This window comes from Janthinobacterium sp. 1L-D-8-B-C4 (genome assembly GCF_057291295.1).
Map to the genome: position 1 here is coordinate 1 of NZ_JBXAVX010000006.1, position 19,814 is coordinate 19,814.

19 protein-coding genes are annotated in these 19,814 nt (G+C 63.0%); 3 read left to right on the forward strand and 16 right to left on the reverse strand.

Annotated features, from left to right (window positions below; genetic code table 11):
• Nucleotides 1–184 precede the first annotated feature (184 nt).
• Nucleotides 185–2,488 (reverse strand): xanthine dehydrogenase family protein molybdopterin-binding subunit, encoded by a 2,304-nt coding sequence (locus AC0Z42_RS12125; RefSeq protein ID WP_485468473.1) that lies wholly within the window; start codon nucleotides 2,486–2,488, stop codon nucleotides 185–187.
• Nucleotides 2,485–2,958, reverse strand: coding sequence for a (2Fe-2S)-binding protein (locus AC0Z42_RS12130; protein WP_485468474.1), 474 nt, complete (start codon nucleotides 2,956–2,958; stop codon nucleotides 2,485–2,487). The genes AC0Z42_RS12125 and AC0Z42_RS12130 overlap by 4 nt, the downstream gene beginning before the upstream one ends.
• Before the next feature lie 180 nt (nucleotides 2,959–3,138).
• On the opposite strand from AC0Z42_RS12130, the gene mug reads away from it, so the two are divergent.
• A complete protein-coding gene (mug, locus tag AC0Z42_RS12135) occupies nucleotides 3,139–3,660 on the forward strand; it encodes a G/U mismatch-specific DNA glycosylase (RefSeq protein WP_485468475.1) in 522 nt (173 codons plus the stop codon).
• Nucleotides 3,661–3,690: 30 nt separating this feature from the next.
• Here mug and AC0Z42_RS12140 read toward each other — a convergent pair whose 3' ends face one another.
• A complete protein-coding gene (locus AC0Z42_RS12140; protein WP_485468476.1) occupies nucleotides 3,691–4,605 on the reverse strand; it encodes a LysR family transcriptional regulator in 915 nt (304 codons plus the stop codon).
• A gap of 147 nt (nucleotides 4,606–4,752) precedes the next feature.
• Between AC0Z42_RS12140 and AC0Z42_RS12145 the strand changes: the two genes are divergently transcribed.
• Nucleotides 4,753–5,952 carry an MFS transporter gene (locus AC0Z42_RS12145; protein WP_485468477.1) on the forward strand — a complete coding sequence of 400 codons (1,200 nt, stop codon included), beginning with the start codon at nucleotides 4,753–4,755 and terminating at the stop codon, nucleotides 5,950–5,952.
• Here the strand turns inward: AC0Z42_RS12145 and AC0Z42_RS12150 are convergent.
• On the reverse strand, nucleotides 5,949–6,836 hold the full coding sequence (locus tag AC0Z42_RS12150) for a DNA-3-methyladenine glycosylase 2 (protein ID WP_485468478.1): 888 nt from the start codon (nucleotides 6,834–6,836) through the stop codon (nucleotides 5,949–5,951). The two genes, AC0Z42_RS12145 and AC0Z42_RS12150, sit on opposite strands and share 4 nt — an antisense overlap.
• On the reverse strand, nucleotides 6,833–7,816 hold the full coding sequence (locus tag AC0Z42_RS12155) for an XdhC family protein (protein WP_485468479.1): 984 nt from the start codon (nucleotides 7,814–7,816) through the stop codon (nucleotides 6,833–6,835). Before AC0Z42_RS12155 ends, AC0Z42_RS12150 begins: the two co-directional genes overlap by 4 nt.
• Before the next feature lie 101 nt (nucleotides 7,817–7,917).
• On the opposite strand from AC0Z42_RS12155, the gene AC0Z42_RS12160 reads away from it, so the two are divergent.
• The gene (locus tag AC0Z42_RS12160; RefSeq protein WP_485468480.1) at nucleotides 7,918–8,061 is read left to right on the forward strand and encodes a hypothetical protein; all 144 of its coding nucleotides are present in this window, start codon (nucleotides 7,918–7,920) and stop codon (nucleotides 8,059–8,061) included.
• Here the strand turns inward: AC0Z42_RS12160 and AC0Z42_RS12165 are convergent.
• The 11 genes from AC0Z42_RS12165 to AC0Z42_RS12215 all read right to left on the reverse strand — a co-directional run bounded on the left by AC0Z42_RS12165 (nucleotide 8,058) and on the right by AC0Z42_RS12215 (nucleotide 19,535).
• The gene (locus tag AC0Z42_RS12165) at nucleotides 8,058–9,083 is read right to left on the reverse strand and encodes a M48 family metalloprotease (RefSeq protein WP_485468481.1); all 1,026 of its coding nucleotides are present in this window, start codon (nucleotides 9,081–9,083) and stop codon (nucleotides 8,058–8,060) included. The genes AC0Z42_RS12160 and AC0Z42_RS12165 overlap by 4 nt on opposite strands.
• An 89-nt stretch (nucleotides 9,084–9,172) precedes the next feature.
• Nucleotides 9,173–9,622, reverse strand: coding sequence for a dUTP diphosphatase (gene dut, locus AC0Z42_RS12170; RefSeq protein ID WP_485468482.1), 450 nt, complete (start codon nucleotides 9,620–9,622; stop codon nucleotides 9,173–9,175).
• A gap of 25 nt (nucleotides 9,623–9,647) precedes the next feature.
• Nucleotides 9,648–10,868 carry a bifunctional phosphopantothenoylcysteine decarboxylase/phosphopantothenate--cysteine ligase CoaBC gene (gene coaBC, locus AC0Z42_RS12175; protein ID WP_485468483.1) on the reverse strand — a complete coding sequence of 407 codons (1,221 nt, stop codon included), beginning with the start codon at nucleotides 10,866–10,868 and terminating at the stop codon, nucleotides 9,648–9,650.
• Between the two features lie 14 nt (nucleotides 10,869–10,882).
• The gene (lspA, locus tag AC0Z42_RS12180) at nucleotides 10,883–11,398 is read right to left on the reverse strand and encodes a signal peptidase II (RefSeq protein ID WP_485468484.1); all 516 of its coding nucleotides are present in this window, start codon (nucleotides 11,396–11,398) and stop codon (nucleotides 10,883–10,885) included.
• Between the two features lie 96 nt (nucleotides 11,399–11,494).
• Nucleotides 11,495–14,395 carry an isoleucine--tRNA ligase gene (ileS, locus tag AC0Z42_RS12185; protein ID WP_485468485.1) on the reverse strand — a complete coding sequence of 967 codons (2,901 nt, stop codon included), beginning with the start codon at nucleotides 14,393–14,395 and terminating at the stop codon, nucleotides 11,495–11,497.
• 69 nt (nucleotides 14,396–14,464) lie between these two features.
• Entirely contained in the window at nucleotides 14,465–15,436 is a 972-nt protein-coding gene (locus AC0Z42_RS12190) for a bifunctional riboflavin kinase/FAD synthetase (protein WP_485468486.1), read from the reverse strand.
• 161 nt (nucleotides 15,437–15,597) lie between these two features.
• Entirely contained in the window at nucleotides 15,598–16,809 is a 1,212-nt protein-coding gene (locus tag AC0Z42_RS12195) for a tetratricopeptide repeat protein (protein WP_485468487.1), read from the reverse strand.
• A gap of 78 nt (nucleotides 16,810–16,887) precedes the next feature.
• On the reverse strand, nucleotides 16,888–17,319 hold the full coding sequence (locus tag AC0Z42_RS12200) for an ExbD/TolR family protein (protein WP_312440206.1): 432 nt from the start codon (nucleotides 17,317–17,319) through the stop codon (nucleotides 16,888–16,890).
• Nucleotides 17,320–17,421: 102 nt separating this feature from the next.
• On the reverse strand, nucleotides 17,422–17,850 hold the full coding sequence (locus tag AC0Z42_RS12205; RefSeq protein WP_485468488.1) for an ExbD/TolR family protein: 429 nt from the start codon (nucleotides 17,848–17,850) through the stop codon (nucleotides 17,422–17,424).
• A gap of 5 nt (nucleotides 17,851–17,855) precedes the next feature.
• The gene (locus AC0Z42_RS12210; protein WP_485468489.1) at nucleotides 17,856–18,788 is read right to left on the reverse strand and encodes a MotA/TolQ/ExbB proton channel family protein; all 933 of its coding nucleotides are present in this window, start codon (nucleotides 18,786–18,788) and stop codon (nucleotides 17,856–17,858) included.
• 84 nt (nucleotides 18,789–18,872) lie between these two features.
• A complete protein-coding gene (locus tag AC0Z42_RS12215; protein WP_485468490.1) occupies nucleotides 18,873–19,535 on the reverse strand; it encodes an energy transducer TonB in 663 nt (220 codons plus the stop codon).
• Nucleotides 19,536–19,814 lie beyond the last annotated feature (279 nt).

Consider the following 19,814-nt stretch of genomic DNA (forward strand, 5'->3'; position numbering starts at 1 on the left):
CGGGGTGGAGCAGTCTGGCAGCTCGTCGGGCTCATAACCCGAAGGTCACAGGTTCAAATCCTGTCCCCGCAACCAATTCGAAGCCGCTGATTCCTCGCAAGAGGGCCAGCGGTTTTTTCGTTGTGCGGCCGATTGACATGCTTGCGCTTGAAATGCCGCCAGACTGGCGGCATTTCTTTCCCTATTATCCCTTCTTTGCCAGCTGCATCCCCACCGGCAGCGCGCGGATGCGCTTGCCCGTGGCGGCAAAGATGGCGTTGCACAGCGCCGGCGCGATCGGCGGGGTGGCCGGTTCGCCCACGCCACCGAGTTCCATGTCCAGCGTACCCGGCACCAGGTGCGTGTGGATCACGCGCGGCGCGTCGGCGGCGCGCAGCACGCTGTAGTCGTGGAAATTGCTCTGCTCGACACGGCCATTCTTGAAGCTGATTTCACCGCTCATCGCCAGCGAGATGCCCATGATGCAGGCGCCTTCGATCTGCGAGCGCACGCGGTCCGGGTTGATCTGCGGGCCGCAATCCATGGCGATATCGACGCGCGGGATCAGCACTTCGCCGGCCGCGTTGATTTCGACCTCGATTACCGCCGCCACGTAGGTAACGAAACTGTAGGACACGGCCAGGCCAAGCCCGCGACCCTTGGGCAGCTTGCGGCCCCAGCCCGCTTTGGCGGTGGCCAGTTCGATCACGTGGCGCATGCGGCCTATATCGACCGGATACTTTGCCGGGTCTTCGCCGTAGTTCCAGCCATCGGACAGCTCTTTCGGGTCGATCTTGCGTGCCGGTCCCAGCAGTTCGAGCAGGTAGTCGCGGTGATCGCGCCTGGCCGCATGCGCCAGCTCGGCCGTAAACGACTGGATCGCAAACGCATGCGGAATATTCGACACCGAGCGGAACCAGCCGATGCGCGTGTGGGCCGGCACTTCCGGCACTTCGACGCGGATATTCGGGATCGCAAACGGCACGTTGATGGCCGACATGCCCAGTTCGAACGGCGCCTGTTTGTTGGCGCCGGCGGCAAAGGTCGAGGTGATGGTGGGCGCGGCCGTGCGGTGCAGCCAGGCGGTCGGCATGCCTTTCGCGTCCAGCGACGCTTCCAGGCGTTCGACCGACACCGTGTGCAGGTAATCGTGCTGCAGGTCGTCGTCGCGGGTCCAGGTCAGCTTGACGGGCTTGCCGCCCATCGCTTTCGACAGCAGCGCCGCTTCGACCGCGAAGTCCGGTTTCGACTTGCGCCCGAAGCCGCCGCCGAGCAGGGTCACATGCACGGTGACGTCCTCGAACGCCAGTCCCAGTGCTTTCGCCACATTGCTGCGCGTGGCTTGCGGCGCCTGCACGCAGGCCCATACCTCGGCCTTGCCGTTGACCACCCGCACGGTGGCGGCGGGCGGCTCCATGGTGGCGTGCGCCAGGTGTGGCAGATAGTATTCGGCGCTCATCTTCCGTTTGGCCGGGGCGGCGGCCAGCGTCTCGACCGTCTTGCCCTGGTCGCGTGCCGGTTTTGCCGGTTGGCGCACCGCCGCTTCCAGCGTGGCGCGGAAGGCCTTCGAATCATAAGCGCCATTGGCGCCGTCTTCCCATTCCAGCACCAGCGCTTCGCGGCCCTTGATGGCGGCCCATGTATTGCTGGCAATCACGGCCACGCCACCGAGCGGATTGAACATGGCCGGCGGCGGGCTGCCCGCCAGTTCGACGATGCGCAGCACGCCCGGCACTTTCAGGGCGGCCGTCTGGTCGACGCTTTTCAGCTTGCCGCCAAATACCGGCGGACGCGCGATCACGGCGTAGTGCATGCCTTCCAAACGCGTGTCGATGCCGAAGTGGGTGTTGCCGGTGACGATATCGTGCAGATCGATGCCGCGCTTGTTGTCTTGTGCGATATAGCGCAGCTCGTCGGCGCGCTTGAGCGAGATGCTGGCGCGCGGCGGCACCGGCAGCCTGGCCGCTTCGGCCGCCAGTTTGCCAAAGCCCAACGTGCGTCCGCTGGCCGCATGCACGACGGTGTGATCGACCACCTTGACTTCGGCAATCGGTACATTCCAGCGCGCGGCGGCCGCCGTTTCCAGCATCAGGCGCGCGGTGGCGCCCACGTGGCGCATGGCGCGGAACGAGTGGCGCATGCTGCGCGAGCCATCCGTGTCCTGGCTGCCGTAGCGCGCTTCGTCGGCCGGCGCCTGCTGCACCTTGACCTTGGCCCAGTCGGCGCCCAGTTCGTCGGCCGCCACCATCGGCAGGCTGGTACGGATGCCCTGGCCCATTTCCGAGCGGTGCACCATGATGGTCACCACGCCGTCGGCGCCGATGGACAGGAATACCAGCGCGTCATCGACCACGCCGCCCGGCATGTTCTCGCCGCCGTATTTGACGGCGTCGGCCGCCATCACCAGGCCGGACGGACCGGCGACCAGGCTCAAGCCAGCGAGCGCACCGGCGGCCTTGAGCCAGTTGCGACGCGAAGCCGAGGCGATCAGTTTGTCAGGCGCGTTCATTTGGACGCTCCCTTGGCCGTCACGCCGGCAGCCTGCTTGATGGCCGCATGGATGCGCGTATAGGTGCCGCAGCGGCAGATATTGCCGCTCATCGCCTCGCGGATCTGCTGGTCGCTGGGCTTTGGTGTCTTGTGCAGCAGCGCCGTGGCCGACATGATCTGCCCGGCCTGGCAGTAGCCGCATTGCGGCACGCCGTGGTCTTGCCAGGCCTGTTGCAGGGCCAGCCCGACCTTGTCTTCGCCCACCGCTTCGATGGTGGTGATGTGCTTGCCGGCGGCGGCCGAGATCGGCGTCACGCACGAGCGGATTGCTTCGCCGTCGAGGTGCACGGTGCAGGCGCCGCACAGGGCCATGCCGCAGCCGAACTTGGTGCCGGTCATGCCCAGCTCGTCGCGCAGGGTCCATAGCAGGGGGGTGTCTTCGGGCAGGGCGATATCGTGCCGCTTGCCATTGATGGTCAGGGTAGTCATTTGGTTCCTCGGTGGGGGGGCGAAACAGCGTGAAGGCCATCCTTCGTTGGGATTAGCTCATCAGTAGTAGATGGTAGCACCGGCGGCCAAGTGCTGCAGGCGAGGCGACCGGCGGCGGCAAGGTTCAAACTTGTGCTCCAGTTTCTTCTATACTGCGGCTCCCCGCATTCGGAGTTTTTCATGACACACACGACATTGGTGCAAGGCTTGCCCGATATCCTGGCCCCCGGCTTGCAGGTGGTTTTTTGCGGCCTCAATCCGGGCGCTGGTGCGGCCGTCGCCGGCCACCATTTCCTTGGCCGCGGCAACCGCTTTTGGCCCGTGCTGCACCTGGCCGGCTTCACGCCGCACCAGGTGGCGCCGCAGGACGACGCCAGCGTGCTGGCGTTCGGGCTGGGCCTGACCGCAGCGGTGGCGCGGCCGACACAGCGGGCCGATCAGGTCGGCAAGGAAGAATTTGCGCAAGCAGCGGCGGGCCTGGCGCGCAAGCTGGCGCTGCTGCAGCCGCAATGGATCGCCTTCCTGGGCAAGGCCGCCTACGCCGCGATGACGGGCCAGCGCCAGGTCGACTGGGGCGAGCAGCCCGCGCGCTTCGGCGGCGCGCGCGTGTGGATACTGCCGAACCCCAGCGGACTCAATCGCGGCTACAGCAAGGAACAGCTGGTGCAGGCCTATGCGGAACTGAGGCGCGCGATCGCCTGAGTTTCAGTCGAGGTTCAGTTGATGCTCAGCTCAGTTGATGCTCAGCTGGCGCGCACGCAGGCGCGGCGTGACGAAATCGAGAAACGCGCGCAGTTTCAGCGGCAGCGGCGTTTGCCCCTTGTGTACCAGGCTGACGGGCAAGGGCTGGGCCTCGAACGGTTCAAGCACGATGCGCAGCGTATCGTTGCGCAGGGCGTCCATCACCTGGTACGACATCACCCTGACCAGGCCCACGCCCAGGGTGGCGGCGGCGATCGCCGCGTCCACCGTATTGACGGCCAGCCTGGAGTGCACCGGCACCGCCTGCGCCGACCTGGCCGCGCCGAACACCCAGGCGCGCCGCGATTCCATCACCTCGAAGCTGATGCAGTCATGCGCGGCCAGGTCGGCCGGCGTGACAGGCGCGCCATGCCGGGCCAGGTAAGCGGGGCTGGCGCACACCACCCGCCGCACTTTGCCAACGCCGGTGGCCATCAAGCCGCTGTCGGGCAGTTCGCCGATCCGCACCGCCACGTCGATATGTTCATCCATCAGGTGCATGACGCGGTCGGTCAGCACCAGGTTGATTTCGATCTCCGGATACTGGGCCAGAAACTCGGCCACCACCGGCACGATATGCAGGCGCCCGAACATCATCGGCGCGGTGACCGTCAGTTCGCCCTTGGGCGTGGCGTATTCACCGCTGGCCGTGCGTTCCGCTTCGCCGATCTCGTCGAGGATGCGGCGGCAGGCGGCCACATAGGTGCTGCCTGCCTCGGTCAGCGCCAGGTGGCGCGTGGTGCGGTGCAGCAGCCGTGTTTTCAGGTGCGCTTCCAGTGCCGCCACCTTGCGGCTGACGGTGGCCAGCGGCATGGCCAGACGGCGCGCGGCGCCCGACAGGCTGCCCGCTTCCACCACCGCCAGCAACACCGCCAGCAACACCGCCATCGAGTCGAGTTTATCCATGTTCAGTGATCGCGATCCTGTCAAATATTGGAAGAATGATTCCCGATACTAGGGGATTCTCTTCATGCGTGCAAGTACGTAAGCTGGTCTTCTTCGCCTTGGCATGTTGCCGTGGCGCCTGACAGATCACCATGAAAGAAGAGCGCCATGCGCTCCACATCCCCAAACCCACATGAAACACGGCCGCCAGCGACCGCGCCGCGCGGCAAGATACTGATGATGGCGGTGATCGCCGGCGCGGTGATCACCAATATCTATTGCACGCAACCGATCCTGCCGCTGATACAAGCCGGCTTTGGCGTCGACCTGGCGTCCGTCAACCTGGTCGCCGGTGCGGCGCTGCTGGGTTTTGCCACCGGCCTGGCCTTGCTGTTGCCGCTGGGCGATCGTTTTGACCGGCGCAAGCTGGTGCTGGGCCAGATTGCCCTGGCTTTCTTTTTTGCCCTGGCCGCCTGCATGGCGCCCGGCATCTGGGCGCTGGTGGCAGCCTCGTTTGGCCTGGGCATCGTCAGTTGCGTGCCGCAGCAACTGGTGCCGTTCGCCGCGCTGATGTCGTCGCCCGGCGAGCGCGGCCGCTCTGTCGGCACGGTGGTCAGCGGCATCATGGTCGGTATTTTGCTGGGGCGCACGGTGGCCGGCGTGGTCGGCGATGCTTATGGCTGGCGCGCCGTCTACGCGATGGAGGCGGCGTTCATGATCCCCGTCTGGCTCGCGGCCAGGGCGCTGCTGCCACGCGGCATACCGACCACGCAGCTGTCGTATGCGCGGCTGCTGGCCTCATTATGGCCGCTGCTGCGCGAGCATCGCCCGATTCGTGAATCGATGCTGATCCAGTCGCTGCTGTGGGCCTGCTTCAATGCTTTCTGGGTCAACCTGGCGGCACTGCTGGCGAACGGTCCATGGCATCTGGGCATTATCGGCGCCGCTGGCGCGCTGGCCGCGACCCTGGGTGGCCGGGCCGCCGACAAGCTCGGCTCGCGCACCGTCATTGGCGCCAGCATCGCTATCGTCACCTTGTCATGGCTGCTGCTGGTGGGCGCCGGCACCTCGCTGGTGTTGCTGGTGGTCGGCGTGATCGTGCTCGATATCGGCGTGCAGGCCGCCCTGGTAGCGAACCAGACGCGCGCCTTTGCCGCCGATCCGGCCGCGCAGGGCCGCATCAACAGCCTGTACATGACGGCTACTTTCATCGGCGGCGCGGTCGGCGTGGCGGCCAGCGGCTGGCTGATGGAGCGCTACGGCTGGAGCGGCGTGGCGGTATTCGGTGTGGTACTGGGTCTGGTGGCTGGCATGATCCACCTGTTTGGGGCGCGCGCACAGCGGCGCGCCGCCCTGCCGTTGCGCTAGGCTTGCAGGCTGGCCCACAAATGTGCTGCCGCCATGGTGCGCTGCGGCGCGTACTGGCGCAGCCACTGTTCGGTGCGGGCCATGTCCGGCTTGCTGGTTTCCCCGAGCAGCTTTTGCAGCGCGGCGCGGATCGCCACGTCGCCGTGCAGCGAGCAGTCAGCGTAGCCATAGCCGCGCAGCAGCGCATAATTGACGGTCCACGGGCCGATGCCTTTCACGGCCAGCAACGCCTGCGAGACCGCCTCGACCTCGCCCGACGCAGGCAGTTCGAGCGACAGTTCACCATCATCGACCAGCCTGGCCAGGCGCAGCAGCGTCTCGGCCTTGGCACGCGAAAATTTGCGGCTCGTCAGTTCTTCCAGCGCCAGCCGCGCCACGTCGCACGCTTCCGGGTAGCACCACAGGCCGCCACTGTGCTGGCGCCCCGCTTGCAAGATAAAGGTGCGGCGCAGCGAAATGGCGAACGGCAGGTTGATCTGCTGGCCGATAATGGCCCAGGTGAGCGCCTCGAACGGCGTGGCCGACTGCACGATGCGCAAGCTGCCGTTGGCGCGCGCCAGGGGACCCATCAGCGGGTCGCCGGCCACCAGCTGCGCAAACGGTTCGGGGGCGATGCGCAGGCCCAGGATATTGAGCAAAACACCGTGCAGCGCGTCCTGCATGCCGTCGGTGAGGGGGCCGTCGATATCGGCGCGGCACAGCGCTTCCTTGGCTGTGAAATCGACTTCCAGCAGCACCGGCACACCGTCATGCAGGATGCCCTTGCGCAGACCATCGGGCGTCACCTGTTCGGCCACGCCTTGCGCGTCGCGGCCATGAAAGGCGATCACGTCCGCCTGCCGGTAGCCGGGCGGCAGCGGCAGCGTCCAGTGCAAGGTCTTCATGCCGACAGCGCGGCTGCGTGCTGGATCTGCAGCTTGTCGGGTACGCCATTTTTTACGGCCGTCAGTTCGGCCAGGATCGAGATGGCGATTTCGGCCGGCGTCTTGCTGCCGATATACAGGCCGACCGGGCCATGCAGGCGCGCCAGCTGTTCCGGCGTGACGTCGAACTGCAGCAGCCGCTCGCGCCGTTTCGCATTGTTGGCGCGCGAGCCGATGGCGCCGACATAGAACGCCGGGGATTTGAGCGCTTCCATCAGCGCCAGGTCGTCCAGTTTCGGGTCGTGCGTCAGGGCCAGCACGGCGCTGCGGCTATCGAGCTGCAGTTCCAGTACCAGGTCGTCGGGCATGGCGTGCAGCAGCGGCACGCCGGGCACGTTCCAGCCGCCGCGGTAGTCTTCGCGCGGGTCGCAGACGATCACGTGGTAATCCATCGCCGTGGCGATCTGCGCCACGAAGCGCGACAGCTGGCTCGCGCCGATAATCAGCAGGCGCCAGCGCGGGCCGTGCTGGGTGGTCAGCAGATCGTCGTCCAGCACCAGAGTCGCGCCCGGCGCGGCTGCATGCAGGCTGACGGCGCCGCTTGCCAGCTCCAGCCGCCGTTCGATCAGTTCATGGCATTCCAGGCGCGCCAGCAGTTCGGCCACGCCGCTGGCCGCGTGCAGCGGTTCGATCGCCAGTTCGATGGTGCCGCCACAGGGCAGGCCGAAGCGGTGCGCCTCGTCGGCGCTGATGCCGTAGCTGACGATTTCGGGCCGCTCGCGCACGATGCCGTGCGTGCGCACATGGTCGATCAGATCGTCTTCGATGCAGCCGCCCGATACCGAGCCGACTACCGTGCCATCGTCGCAGATGGCCAGGGTGGCGCCGACCGGGCGCGGGCTGGAACCCCAGGTCTTGATGACGGTCACCAGTTCGCAGCGGCGGCCGGCCGCGATCCAGGCGGCGCAGGTTTTCAGTACTTCGAGGTCGATGCTGTCCATGGTGGGCCGTAGGTTGGTTCGATGGTGCCGCATGCGTGCGGCGTGCAATGAAAAGTGGCTATACTGATGACTCGCTATCCCACAGCCTGCGGAGAGTTCCCATGATAATCAAAGAACAGCCATCGCAAGATGAAGGCATGCCCACCGTCAGCAAACTGCTGGTCGGCGTGTTCCTGGCAGTGATATTGATCGGCATCGTCACCTGGGTCGCGGGGGGCGTGTTCCCCCCGTTTCCCGGTTCTTAAGGCCGCAGCGGCTTTTTAGCGGCCTGCTTGGCCCGCACATCGGTCACCGCCCGGTTGATGGCGGCGATGCGTGCGCTCATGCCCGGGTGCAGCGCCGTATAGCCGTTGGCGGTGCTGGCCGGCACTTGCGTTGCCATGCGCTGCCAGAAGCTGGCGGCATTGCCGATATCGTAGCCGGCCCGCGCCAGCAGGTAGATCGCCAGGGTGTCGGCCTGCGCGTCCATTTCCTGCGGCATCGCGCGGATGCCGGCCGCGCCGGTCAGCATCGACACGTCCGGCTGCACCGCGCCCAGGCTGTCGATCAGGCTGCCCGCCGTGCCGCTGCTGCGCTGGGTGCGCGCATGGTCGAGGATGTTGTGCGCCATTTCACGCGCGATCACAAAGGCGATGCCTTCATCGTTTTGCGCCGCTGCCACCATGCCGCGCGTCACCATGATGCGCGCGCCATCGGAATAGGCATTGATATTGTCGGCGTTGCCCAGCGCAACGCGGAAGGCGCAGGCGCGGGTGACGGGAATCTTCAGGTCCTGCGGCTGGCCCTGGCGCGCAATCGTCATGTTGATGCTGGCGCTTTTCGACGCCAGCGGGCCGACGATGGCGCCGAACGGGCCTTCCGCATTCGGGCCGGCCGGCAGCGGCTTGCCTTCGGCCGCCAGCAGGCCGTCGCCCTTGCGCAGGCCGGCGCGCGCGGCGCCGCTGCCCGGCAATACGCTCGATACCTGCATCTGTTCGCCGTAGCCCAGCGCTGCCTGCGCCGCATCGGCGTACACGCCCGGATAGGAGTATTTGTTCTGTGCCGTAAAACCCAGCAGGTTGCGCGCGTAGGTCTTGCACAGGTCGGCGTTGTTGATCAGCAGCGGCGCCGACACTTTCGACAAGCGGTCCTGCACCGCGACCATCCGGACCAGGTTTTCCTGCGCCGCCTTTTGCTGCGCCGTATAGGTGGGCGCTTCATCGGGTGCGGGCACGATATTGAACGGACCGCTGACGGTGGTGCCGGGCGTGGTACAGCCGGCAAGCATGGCAGCGCAAGCCACGAGTAGTGGCAAGGCCAATTGGCGCAGCGGGTTTTGGGCTGGGTCGATTTGGCGGAAACCTGGCATAAAATTCCTTAGTGTTTACCGGTGCTGCCGAAGCCGCCAGCACCGCGTTCGCTGTCGCCGAATTCTTCGACGACGTTAAAGCCCACTTGCAGCACCGGCACGATAATCAGTTGTGCCAGGCGTTCCATGGGGTTGAGCGTGAATGCGTTCTGTCCCCGGTTCCAGGTCGAGACCATCAGCTGGCCCTGGTAATCGGAGTCGATCAAGCCTACCAGATTCCCCAGCACGATGCCATTCTTGTGGCCCATGCCGCTGCGCGGCAAGATCATCGCCGCATAGCCCGGATCGGCCAGGTAGATTGCCAGCCCGGTGGGGATCAGCACGGTCTGGCCAGGGGCGATGGTGATGGGCTCGTCGATGCAGGCGCGCAGGTCCAGGCCGGCGCTGCCCGGGGTGGCGTAGGCCGGCAACTGGTCTTTCATGCGGGCGTCGAGGATCTTGATGTCGATATTTTTCATTGAATCTGATACTTGCGTAAGAAGGTTATTTCAGCAGCGAGATTTTCGCGATGCGTTTCGAGATTTCCGAGATCAGCTGGCGCGCCAGTTCCAGCTTGGAGGCGCGCGGCAGCACGGTGTGGCCGTCTTCGTCGAACAGGATGATGGTGTTGTCGTCCTGGCCGAAGGTGTTGTGGCCGATATTGCCGACCAATAGGGGAATGCCTTTTTTCTCGCGCTTGGAAGAACCGAATTCCACCAGGTTTTCCGACTCGGCGGCAAAGCCCACGCAGTACGGGAAGCCGGCCAGATTGGTGCGCGCCGCAACAGTGGCGAGGATGTCCGGGTTTTGCGCGAACTGCAGTTCGGGCACCGAACCGTCGGCCTGCTTTTTCATTTTCTGGCTGCTGGCATTGGCCACGCGCCAGTCGGCCACGGCGGCGACGGCGATAAAGACGTGCTGGCCATCGAGCTGGTTCAGCACCGCGTCATGCATCTGCTGTGCGCTTTGCACGTCGATGCGGCGCACGCCGAACGGCGCGGGCAGGGCTGTCGGGCCGGAAATCAGCAGCACTTCGGCGCCCGCTTCGCGCGCGGCGCGCGCCACGGCGTAACCCATCTTGCCCGAGGACAGATTGGTGATGCCGCGCACCGGGTCGATCGCTTCAAAGGTGGGGCCGGCCGTGACCAGCACGCGCCTGCCGGCCAGTACTTTCGGCTGGAAGGCGGCGATCAGCTCCATCAGCAGCTGCTCGGGTTCGAGCATGCGGCCCAGGCCAATCTCGCCGCAAGCCTGTTCGCCGGCGGCCGGTCCAAAGAGCTTGACGCCATCTTCGCGCAGCTGCTGCACATTGCGCTGGGTGGCGGGGTTCTGCCACATTTCCACGTTCATGGCCGGCGCCACCAGCAGCGGCAGGTGAGCGGGACGCGCCAGGCACAGGGTCGACAGCAGGTCGTCGCAGACGCCATGGGCGAGCTTGCGTAAAAAGTCGGCCGAACACGGCGCGATCAGGATGGCGTCGGCGCCGCGCGTCAGGTCGATATGCGCCATATTGTTGTCGATGCGCGCATCCCATTGGCTGGTATGCACCGGATGGCCGGACAGCGCCTGCATCGTCACGGCCGTGATGAAGTGGCTGGCCGCATCCGTCATGACCACTTGCACCGAAGCGCCGGCGCGGGTCAGCGCGCGGCACAGTTCGGCCGCCTTGTAGCAGGCGACGCCGCCCGACAGGCCCAGGACGATTTTTTTGCCGGACAATTCCATGACCAAGCTCCCGGTTATTTGTTTACACGGCGCAGTTCATCGATGATGAACAGGGCCGCGCCGATGCAAATCGCGCTGTCGGCGATATTGAAAGCGGGGAAATGGCCCCAGCTTTTCCAGTGAAAATCGAGGAAGTCGACCACGTGGCCGTACACCAGGCGGTCGATGGCGTTGCCCAGCGCGCCACCGAGGATCAGCGCCAGGGCCCAGCAGAACATGCGCTGGCCGGCGTGCTTTTTCAACAGGTAGAGGATGAAGATGGCCGCGCCGACGGCAATCGCGGTGAAGAAATAGCGTTGCCAGCCGCCCTGGTCGGACAAAAAGCTGAACGCTGCGCCCTTGTTGAACGCCAGCACCAGGTTGAAGAACGAGGTGATGACCTTTTCCTCGGCATACTGGAACGTGCGCAGCACGGTGATCTTGCTGATCTGGTCGAACAGGATGACGATGGCGGCGATGCCCAGCCAGGGAACCAGGGACGATGACGACGACGATTTCGGTTTCGACACAACGCGGTTTTTAGTGGCCATATTTTTTCAGGAAGAGGTAAAGCCGCCGCTGCCCGGGTATCAATCCAGGCAGCGGCGGGCGGGAGCGGAACGCGAGCGGCGTTCCGGTGCGACAGTTTAAGCGAAACGGCGCTTTTCACCTGCACCAAACAGGTTGCTGACGCAGCGGCCGCACAGGGTCGGATGTTCCGCATCCGTGCCGACGTCGCTGCGGTAGTGCCAGCAGCGCTCGCACTTCGGCGCGGTGGACGCCGTCACGACCACTTCTTCGCCCGCTTCGTCGGCCACTTCGGCCACCGTTGCCTGCGAGGTGATGAAGACAAACTTCAGGTCGTCGTCCAGGCTGGCCAGCAGCTTGTACTTCATCGGCGCGGCCTTGATGGTCAGCTCGGCCTGCAAGGACGAACCGATGGCGCCCGAGGTGCGCAGGTCTTCCAGCTGCTTGGTCACATCGGTGCGCACGGCGCGCAGGGCCGTGTATTTTTCCAGCAGGTCGGCGGCGTCTAGCACCTCCGGCAACTGCCACCAGGTTTGCGTGAAGATGGTTTCATCGCTGGCGGCATAGGCTTCTTCGCCGGCGAACACGGCCCACGCTTCTTCGGCCGTAAACGACAGCGCAGGGGCCATCAGGCGCAGCAGGCTTTGCGTGATATGCCACAGGGCGGTCTGTGCCGAGCGGCGCGCATGCGAGGTCAGGCCGGTGGTGTACAGGCGGTCTTTCAGAATGTCCAGGTAGAAGCCGCCCAGGTCTTCCGAGCAGTAGGTCTGCAGTTTCGATACCACCGGATGGAACTCGTAGCGCGCATAGTTGTTCTCGATCTGCTGTTGCAACGACGCCATGTTGGCGATCGCATAGCGGTCGATCTCGAACAGTTCTGCCACCGGTACCGCATCGACGGCCGGGTTGAAGTCCGAGGTATTGGCCAGCAAAAAGCGCAGGGTGTTGCGGATGCGGCGGTACGATTCGGTCACGCGTTTCAGGATTTCGTCCGAGATCGACAGCTCGCCCGTGTAGTCGGTCGAAGCGATCCACAGGCGCAGGATGTCGGCGCCCAGGCTGTCGGAGATCTTTTGCGGCGCCAGCGTGTTGCCCAGCGACTTGGACATCTTCTTGCCTTCGCCATCGACCGTGAAGCCGTGCGTCAGCAGGGCCTTGTAGGGCGGACGGCCGTTCAGCATCGACGACACCAGCAGGGACGAGTGGAACCAGCCGCGATGCTGGTCCGAGCCTTCCAGGTACAGGTCGGCCGGGAATTGCAGCTGGGTCGAATGCGAGCCATGCGCTTGCGGGCCGCCCAATACCGTCTGGTGGGTGGCGCCGGAATCGAACCATACGTCAAGCGTGTCCTTGTTCTTGGCGTAGATGGCCGCTTCGTCGCCGATCAGGTCCGCCAGGTCCAGCGCCTGCCAGGCTTCGATGCCGTCTTTTTCGATCAGCTTGGCCACCTGTTCCAGCAGTTCCGGGGTGCGCGGGTGCAGGTCGCCGGTTTCCTTGTGCACGATAAAGGCCATCGGCACGCCCCACTGGCGCTGGCGCGACAAGGTCCAGTCCGGACGGTTGGCGATCATGCCGTGCAGGCGCGCCTGTCCCCAGTCCGGGAAGAACTCGGTGTCTGCGATGCCTTTCAGGGCGGTTTCGCGCAAGGTCGCGCCGCCGTCTTTTGGCGTCACGTCCATGCCGGCAAACCACTGCGAAGTGGCGCGGTAGATGATCGGCGTTTTATGGCGCCAGCAGTGCATGTAGCTGTGGTCGAACATCTTCACTTCGAACAGCGCACCGGCTTCGCGCAGGGCGTTGCAGATCGGTTTCGACGCTTCCCAGATGCTCATGCCGCCGAACAGCGGCAGGGTCGAGGCGAACTTGCCGTCGCCCATTACCGGCTTGATGATGTCGTCGTCCTTCATGCCGTGCGCCTTGCACGAGATAAAGTCGTCCAGGCCGTAGGCTGGCGCCGAGTGCACCACGCCGGTGCCGCTCTCGGTGGTCACGTAATCGGCCAGGAACAAAGGCGACAGGCGGTCATAGAAAGCGTCGCTGGCGTGCAGAGGATGGCGGAAATTGATGCCGGCCAGGGCCGCGCCGTCGCAGGTGGCGATCGTCGTGCCGTCGAGCTTGAAGCGCGCCAGGCTCGATACCACCAGGTCTTGCGCCAGGATCAGCAGCAATGGCTGGCCGTCGCGCTCGGCTTGCACCAGCGCGTACTTCACTTCAGGGTTGACGTTCAGCGCCTGGTTCGACGGGATGGTCCACGGCGTGGTGGTCCAGATGACGATAAAGCCGTTCTCGGTCGGCAAGGACGGCAAACCAAACGCGGCTGCCAGTTTTTCCGGCTCGGCGAATTGGAAGCCGACATCGATCGCCGGATCGCGTTTTTCCGCGTATTCCACTTCCGCCTCGGCCAGCGCCGACTGGCAGTCGAAACACCAGTTGACCGGTTTCAGGCCGCGATACACATAGCCTTTTTCCAGCAGCTTGCCCAGCGCGCGCAGTTCGTCGGCCTCATTGCCGTGCGCCATCGTCAGGTAGGGATTGTCCCATTCGCCAAGCACGCCCAGGCGGATGAAGTCTTTTTTCTGGCGCTCGACCTGCACGTTGGCGTAGGCGCGCGCTTTTTCCAGCACTTCGGCGGTCGGCAGATTCTTGCCGTACAGTTTTTCGATCTGGATCTCGATCGGCATGCCGTGGCAGTCCCAGCCCGGCACGTAAGGTGCATCGAAACCGGCCAGCGAGCGCGATTTGACGACCATGTCTTTCAGTATCTTGTTGACGGCGTGGCCCAGGTGGATGTCGCCGTTCGCATACGGCGGGCCGTCATGCAGGATGAACTTCGGACGACCGGCAGCGGCCTTGCGCACACGCTCGTAGATTTTCTTGTCTTGCCATTGCTGTACCCATTGCGGTTCGCGCTTGGCCATGTCGCCGCGCATCGGGAACGGGGTTTCGGTCATGTTGACCGGGTATTTGCTGACGGGTTTCTTGTTCTGCTTGGGTGCGGCTGGCTTGTTTTGGTCGGACATGGTTTTCTTTACTTGTATGGTGTGATAACTGTGGCGGGGAAACCCGCCGTGCGCAGGAGTTGGCCGGGATCAAATTCGGTCGGTAGCGGTGATGGCGCTGCGGCGCTGCGCGAAATACGCGCGGGCCTGGTTCGAGTCGCGCTCGATGGCCGCCGTCAGGGTGGCCAGGTCATCGTATTTTTCTTCGTCGCGCAGCTTTTGCAGGAATTCCACGCGTACCAGCTTGCCGTAGCAGGACTGGGCGAAGTCGAACAGATGCACTTCGAGCAGCACGCGGCCGCTGTCGTCAACGGTCGGGCGCACGCCCAGGCTGGCCACGGCCGGCAGCGCTCCGCTCGCCAGGCCGTGCACTTGCACGATAAAGATGCCGGACAGGGCAGGGCGGTGCGCCACGCGCAGGTTCAGGGTCGGGAAACCCAGGGTGCGGCCCAGCTTCTGGCCATGGATTACATGGCCGGAAATCGCGTACGGGTGGCCCAGCAACTGCTTGGCCAGCGTAAAGTCGCCATCGGCCAGCGCCAGGCGCACGGCTGACGAGGAAATGCGGGTGCTGCCATTCATCACGGTGGGCAGGGTCTCGACATGAAAACCATGCTCGCGGCCCGCTTCCTGCAGCATGGCGACGTCGCCGGCGCGCCGCGCGCCATAGCAGAAATCGTCGCCGACCATCAGCCATTTCACGTGCAGGCCGTCAACCAGCACCTGTTGCGTGAATTCCTGCGGGCTCAGGGAAGCGAACTGGGCGCTGAAGTGCTCGACGATCACGCGGTCGATGCCGGCGTCTTCCAGCGACTGCAATTTGTCGCGCAGGTTGGCGATGCGCTGTGGCGCTTTCGACAGGTCACCGCTGCGCCGGGCAAAGAATTCGCGCGGGTGCGGCTCGAACGTCATCACGGCCGCTTCGATGCCGAGTTCTGTCGCCGCCTCGCGCACGCGCGCCAGCAAGGCTTGATGGCCGATATGGACACCGTCAAAATTGCCGATAGTCAGCGCGCATGGTGCGCGTGCCTGGGCATTGGGAAGTCCGCGAAATACCTTCATGGGAATGGGATGAAAACTGTGCCAAAAGGGGGATTATACGGACTGTTTCAGGGATGCACACCCGGCAGGGCCGGCACACGGGTAATTTCCTGGCTGAAATGGAAAAAAAGCGTTGCCGGCAAGTGTGCTGGCAACGCTTTTTGAGACTGCTTTACATCTGATTATTTATTCATCAGTGTCCAGTAGCGGGCCAGGTCAGCTGCGCCATCGGTGCCCTTGACGGCTTTCAACGCCGTGTTGGCATTCGATTTCTTGCCGGCGTGGATGTAAGCGATGCCCAGGTGCAGCTTGGCTTCTTCCGGATACTTGGCGGTGCCCAGTTTCACGGCGTCGTTCATCAGGCCGAGGCCCTTGTCGGCCTGGCCGTCGTAGACCAGGGCAAAGCCCAGCTTGCTCAAGCTGTCGGCGTCCTTGTTCTTGACGTATTCGGCTTCCGACTTGGCGGCGTTCGCTTTCAGCTCGGCCTGGGTTTTCAGGGCCAGGTCTTTCAGGCGCTGGTGACGGGCTGCATCGGCGCCGGTACCAAGCACGCCTTTTTTGTAGCCCTGGTCGATAATGCTCAAGGCTTCACCCGGATTGCCTGCCTGCAGGGCCAGCTGGCTGAGTTCCATGTATTCGGATGCCTTGGTAAACAGGCCATTGGCCAGGCGCAAACGCTGTACGTCCAGGCCCAGGCGTTGCGAGAAGCCAGGTTTGCCCGATACGCGGTTCAGCAGGTCGGCCCAGTAGCTCGCCTTCGGATAGCTGGTCGCCAGTTTTTCCAGGGTCGACACATAGCCAGCCTTGTCACCCTGTTTCAACTGGATGTTGGCCAGCATCTGCAGGCTGCCTTCCGAGTTGCCGCCTTTTGCCTGCAGCTCTTTTGCCGCCTCGGCGTAGTTGCCGCTCGAGTAGTAAGCCTGGATCAGGTATTCGCGCGTCTGTGGATCTTCGCGGTCTTTCAGCGAACGCTTGAACCAGGTGATGGCGTTCGGCCAGTCCTTGGCGCGGTAGTACATGCCGGCCAGGCCTTGCGTGAATTTCGGTGCTTCGGCGGCGCTCAGGCGGCCGGAATTGATGACGGCTTCAAAAGCCTTGATGGCGGCGCCGTTATCGCCGGCGCCAGCGGCGGCCGAGGCGCGCACGCGTTCGATCTGGTAGCTTTCAAAGGCGGTCTTGCCGCTGACGTTGTCAGCTTCGCGCAGCTTGGCCAGCGCTTCCTTGTTTTTGCCGGCGCTCGTGAGGCGTTGCGCTTCTTGCAGTGGCTTGCCCACTTCGGCGCGCACGGTGTCGGCGGCATATGCCAGCGAGCCCAGGCCGATTACGGGCGTTGCTGCGGTAAAACCGATAGCGGCCATGACGAGGCCGAGATGAGCGAGACGAAACTTGGACATGAGAAAGTCTTTCTGTAAAAAGCGAATAGGCAGGAAGGCCTGCCTATTCGTATGTAAAGAGAACCTGATGCAAACAGCTTACTGGAATTGCTCGTTGCCGACCAGACCGATTTTAGTCACGCCCAGACGCTGGGCCGATGCCATGACACCGGCGACGACCTTGTATTCCACCAGCTTGTTCGGACGCAGATGCACTTCCGGCTGGTCTGCTTGCGCAGCAACGTTGTTCAGTTTGGCTTCCAGCGAGGCACGGTCAGGAACGACCTGATTGTCCCACAAGATGGTGCCGTCAAAATCGACATCGATCGTGACGACCACTGGTTCCGTAGTCGGTGGCGGCGGGGTGCCGACCGGCATGTTCAGGTTCACCGAGTGGTTTTGTTTTGGAATCGTGATGATCAACATGATAATCAGCACCAGCATCACATCGATGAGGGGCGTCATGTTCAGTTCCATCATTGGTTCCGGATCCGCGCCTGCTGCGCTTCCCGAACCGACATTCATACTCATAGTGTTTCCTTTAAGAAGTCCAACGAAGCACCGGGCGAAACTGCCGCCCGGCAAGCTTCTGGCCGTGGCGCCCCGTTGCCAGGGCGCCGCCGTCAGTTGCTATCAGCTCTTGTCAGGTGGTTCGGTGATAAAGCCGACCTTCTGAATCCCGGCACGTTGGGTCGTGAAGATCACTCGGCCGATCGATTCGTAGCGTGCTTCCTGGTCGCCACGAACGTGTACTTCCGGCTGCGGGACTTTCACTGCTTCAACTTTAAGATAATCGAACAATTCGTTCGTGTCTTTCAGTTTGGTTTGGCCCAGGTAAATCTCGCCGTCCTTGTTAACCACGATGTTAACGTTTTGCGGCTTGGTTTGCAGGGCTTGGTTGGCCTCAATCGGCAGATCGATTTTCTGCAGCTTGAGAACAACCGGACTGGTGATCAAGAAAATGATCAGCAAAACCAACATGATGTCGACGAGCGGCGTCGTGTTGATTTCTGACATTACTTGATCTTCATCTCCGCTGTCGGAGCCGACGGACATCGACATGATTCTTATCCGATCTTTTTAGCGCCGGCAGCACGGCCAGCTTCGCTGGTCGACATGGCACCGGAAACCAGAACCGAGTGTACGTCGGCGCTGAACGAGCGGATGTCTTCCATAGCGGTTTTGTTACGACGAACCAACCAGTTGTAACCCAGAACGGCAGGAACAGCGACCAGCAGACCAAACGCGGTCATGATCAGTGCTTCACCAACTGGACCTGCAACTTTGTCGATCGATGCGTTACCGGTCATGCCGATGGCGGTCAGCGCGCCGTAGATACCCCAAACGGTACCGAACAGACCGATAAACGGTGCGGTCGAACCAACGGTCGCCAGGAACGACAGGCCATCTTGCAGACGCGACTGGACTTTGTCCGAAGCGCGCTGGATCGACATCGTCACCCAGGTCGACAGATCGATTTGTTCCAGCAGGGCGCCGTCGTGGTGAGCGGTAGCCTTGGTGCCCGATTCAGCGATGAAGCGGAATGGCGAGCCTTCAACCAGGGTAGCCGAACCAGCAGCGATCGAAGGTGCTTTCCAGAATTTGGCAGCGGTTTCCTTGGCTTGCTTGAAGATTTTCATCTGGTCGAGCAGTTTCGTGATGATGATGTACCAGCTGCCGATCGACATGATGGCCAGGATGATCAGGGTGGCGCGTGGCACGAAACCACCGTCCCACACAGCCGACAGGCCGAACGGATTGTGTACTTCTTCGGTTTTGGCTGGAGCGGCGGCATCAGCGGCTGGAGCGGCTGCGTCTGCTGCTGGAGCTGCGGCGTCAGCAGCAGGTGCTGCCGGTGCTGCTGCAGCGTCTGCCGCTGGAGCCGTCGCTGCCGGTGCTGGCGCGTCCGCAAATGCTGGTGCTGCTACCAGTGCGGTAGTAGCGGTAACGGACAACAGAACCGCGGCAAAAAATGCGGACAAACGGGTATTCTTAAACATGCTTCCTCCAAAATTAAAAATAACAGATCGCTGAACGTGATGACAACGAAATCATGGTGTGAGACAGAATGACTGCCTCGGGTATTAATCCAGCGACCAAACGTATTGCATTTGCTGCCAGCCTTGTTCCGGCTTGCCGTCTACCGTAGCCGGCTTGAACGTACAGCGGCTGATGCCTGTTACCGCAGCTTTGTCCAGGTCCCTGAAGCCGCTCGACTTCACGATCTTCGAATCAGCAACCTTGCCGTCAACGCCGATCAGGAACGACAGTGTCACGACACCGGTTTCCTCATTGCGCTGCGACGACTTCGGATACTGCGGTTTTTCGCAGACGCTGAAGTCAACCACCGCTGCGGTACGCACCGATTTGGCTGGTCCAGGAGGAGCGGCTGGCGCAGGCGTTGCAGGCGGTGCCGGCGGTGCCAGCACATTGGTGGCTGGCTTCACCTGGGTGGTGTTGGCAATCACGTTCTGTGGTGGTGGCGGCTGCTGCACATTCACCTCGACTGGCGGAATGAATGGCGGCGGCGGCGCTTTCATTTCTGGCGGCGGTGGTGGCGGTGGAAGATCCTTCGGTGGAGGCGGTTTCACTTCCTCGATAATCTTGGTTTCAACCGGGTCCATCATTTTGGTGACCAAGCGCTTGCCCAAGCCCGTCGCGATCCCGTAAGCCGCGAGAACGTGCAGCAGGACAACGATCGTGATGCCTGTGTAGTTCTTGGGACTTTTCTCGTTCGAAAAATTCATGCCTGCTTTCTCCAAATACCATCTCTTGTCTTGCAACTGAACCCCAAAATGACGACACAAAGCTCCAGCCGTATCCGGGACGTCGCCGAATTATACATACGAATTCTTTATTTTACACAGATTTTTAACGCCTAAAACCGGTTAAATTTTCGCGTCTTTTGCGCCCTGAAAACGTACTTGCTTATGCCATCTTTGCACGCTTTCGGACATAAAAAAAGGCGGTCTTATCGGTTTTTTACAGCCGTTTGGGCGTACCACGGCTAAGTTCTCCCATGTCCC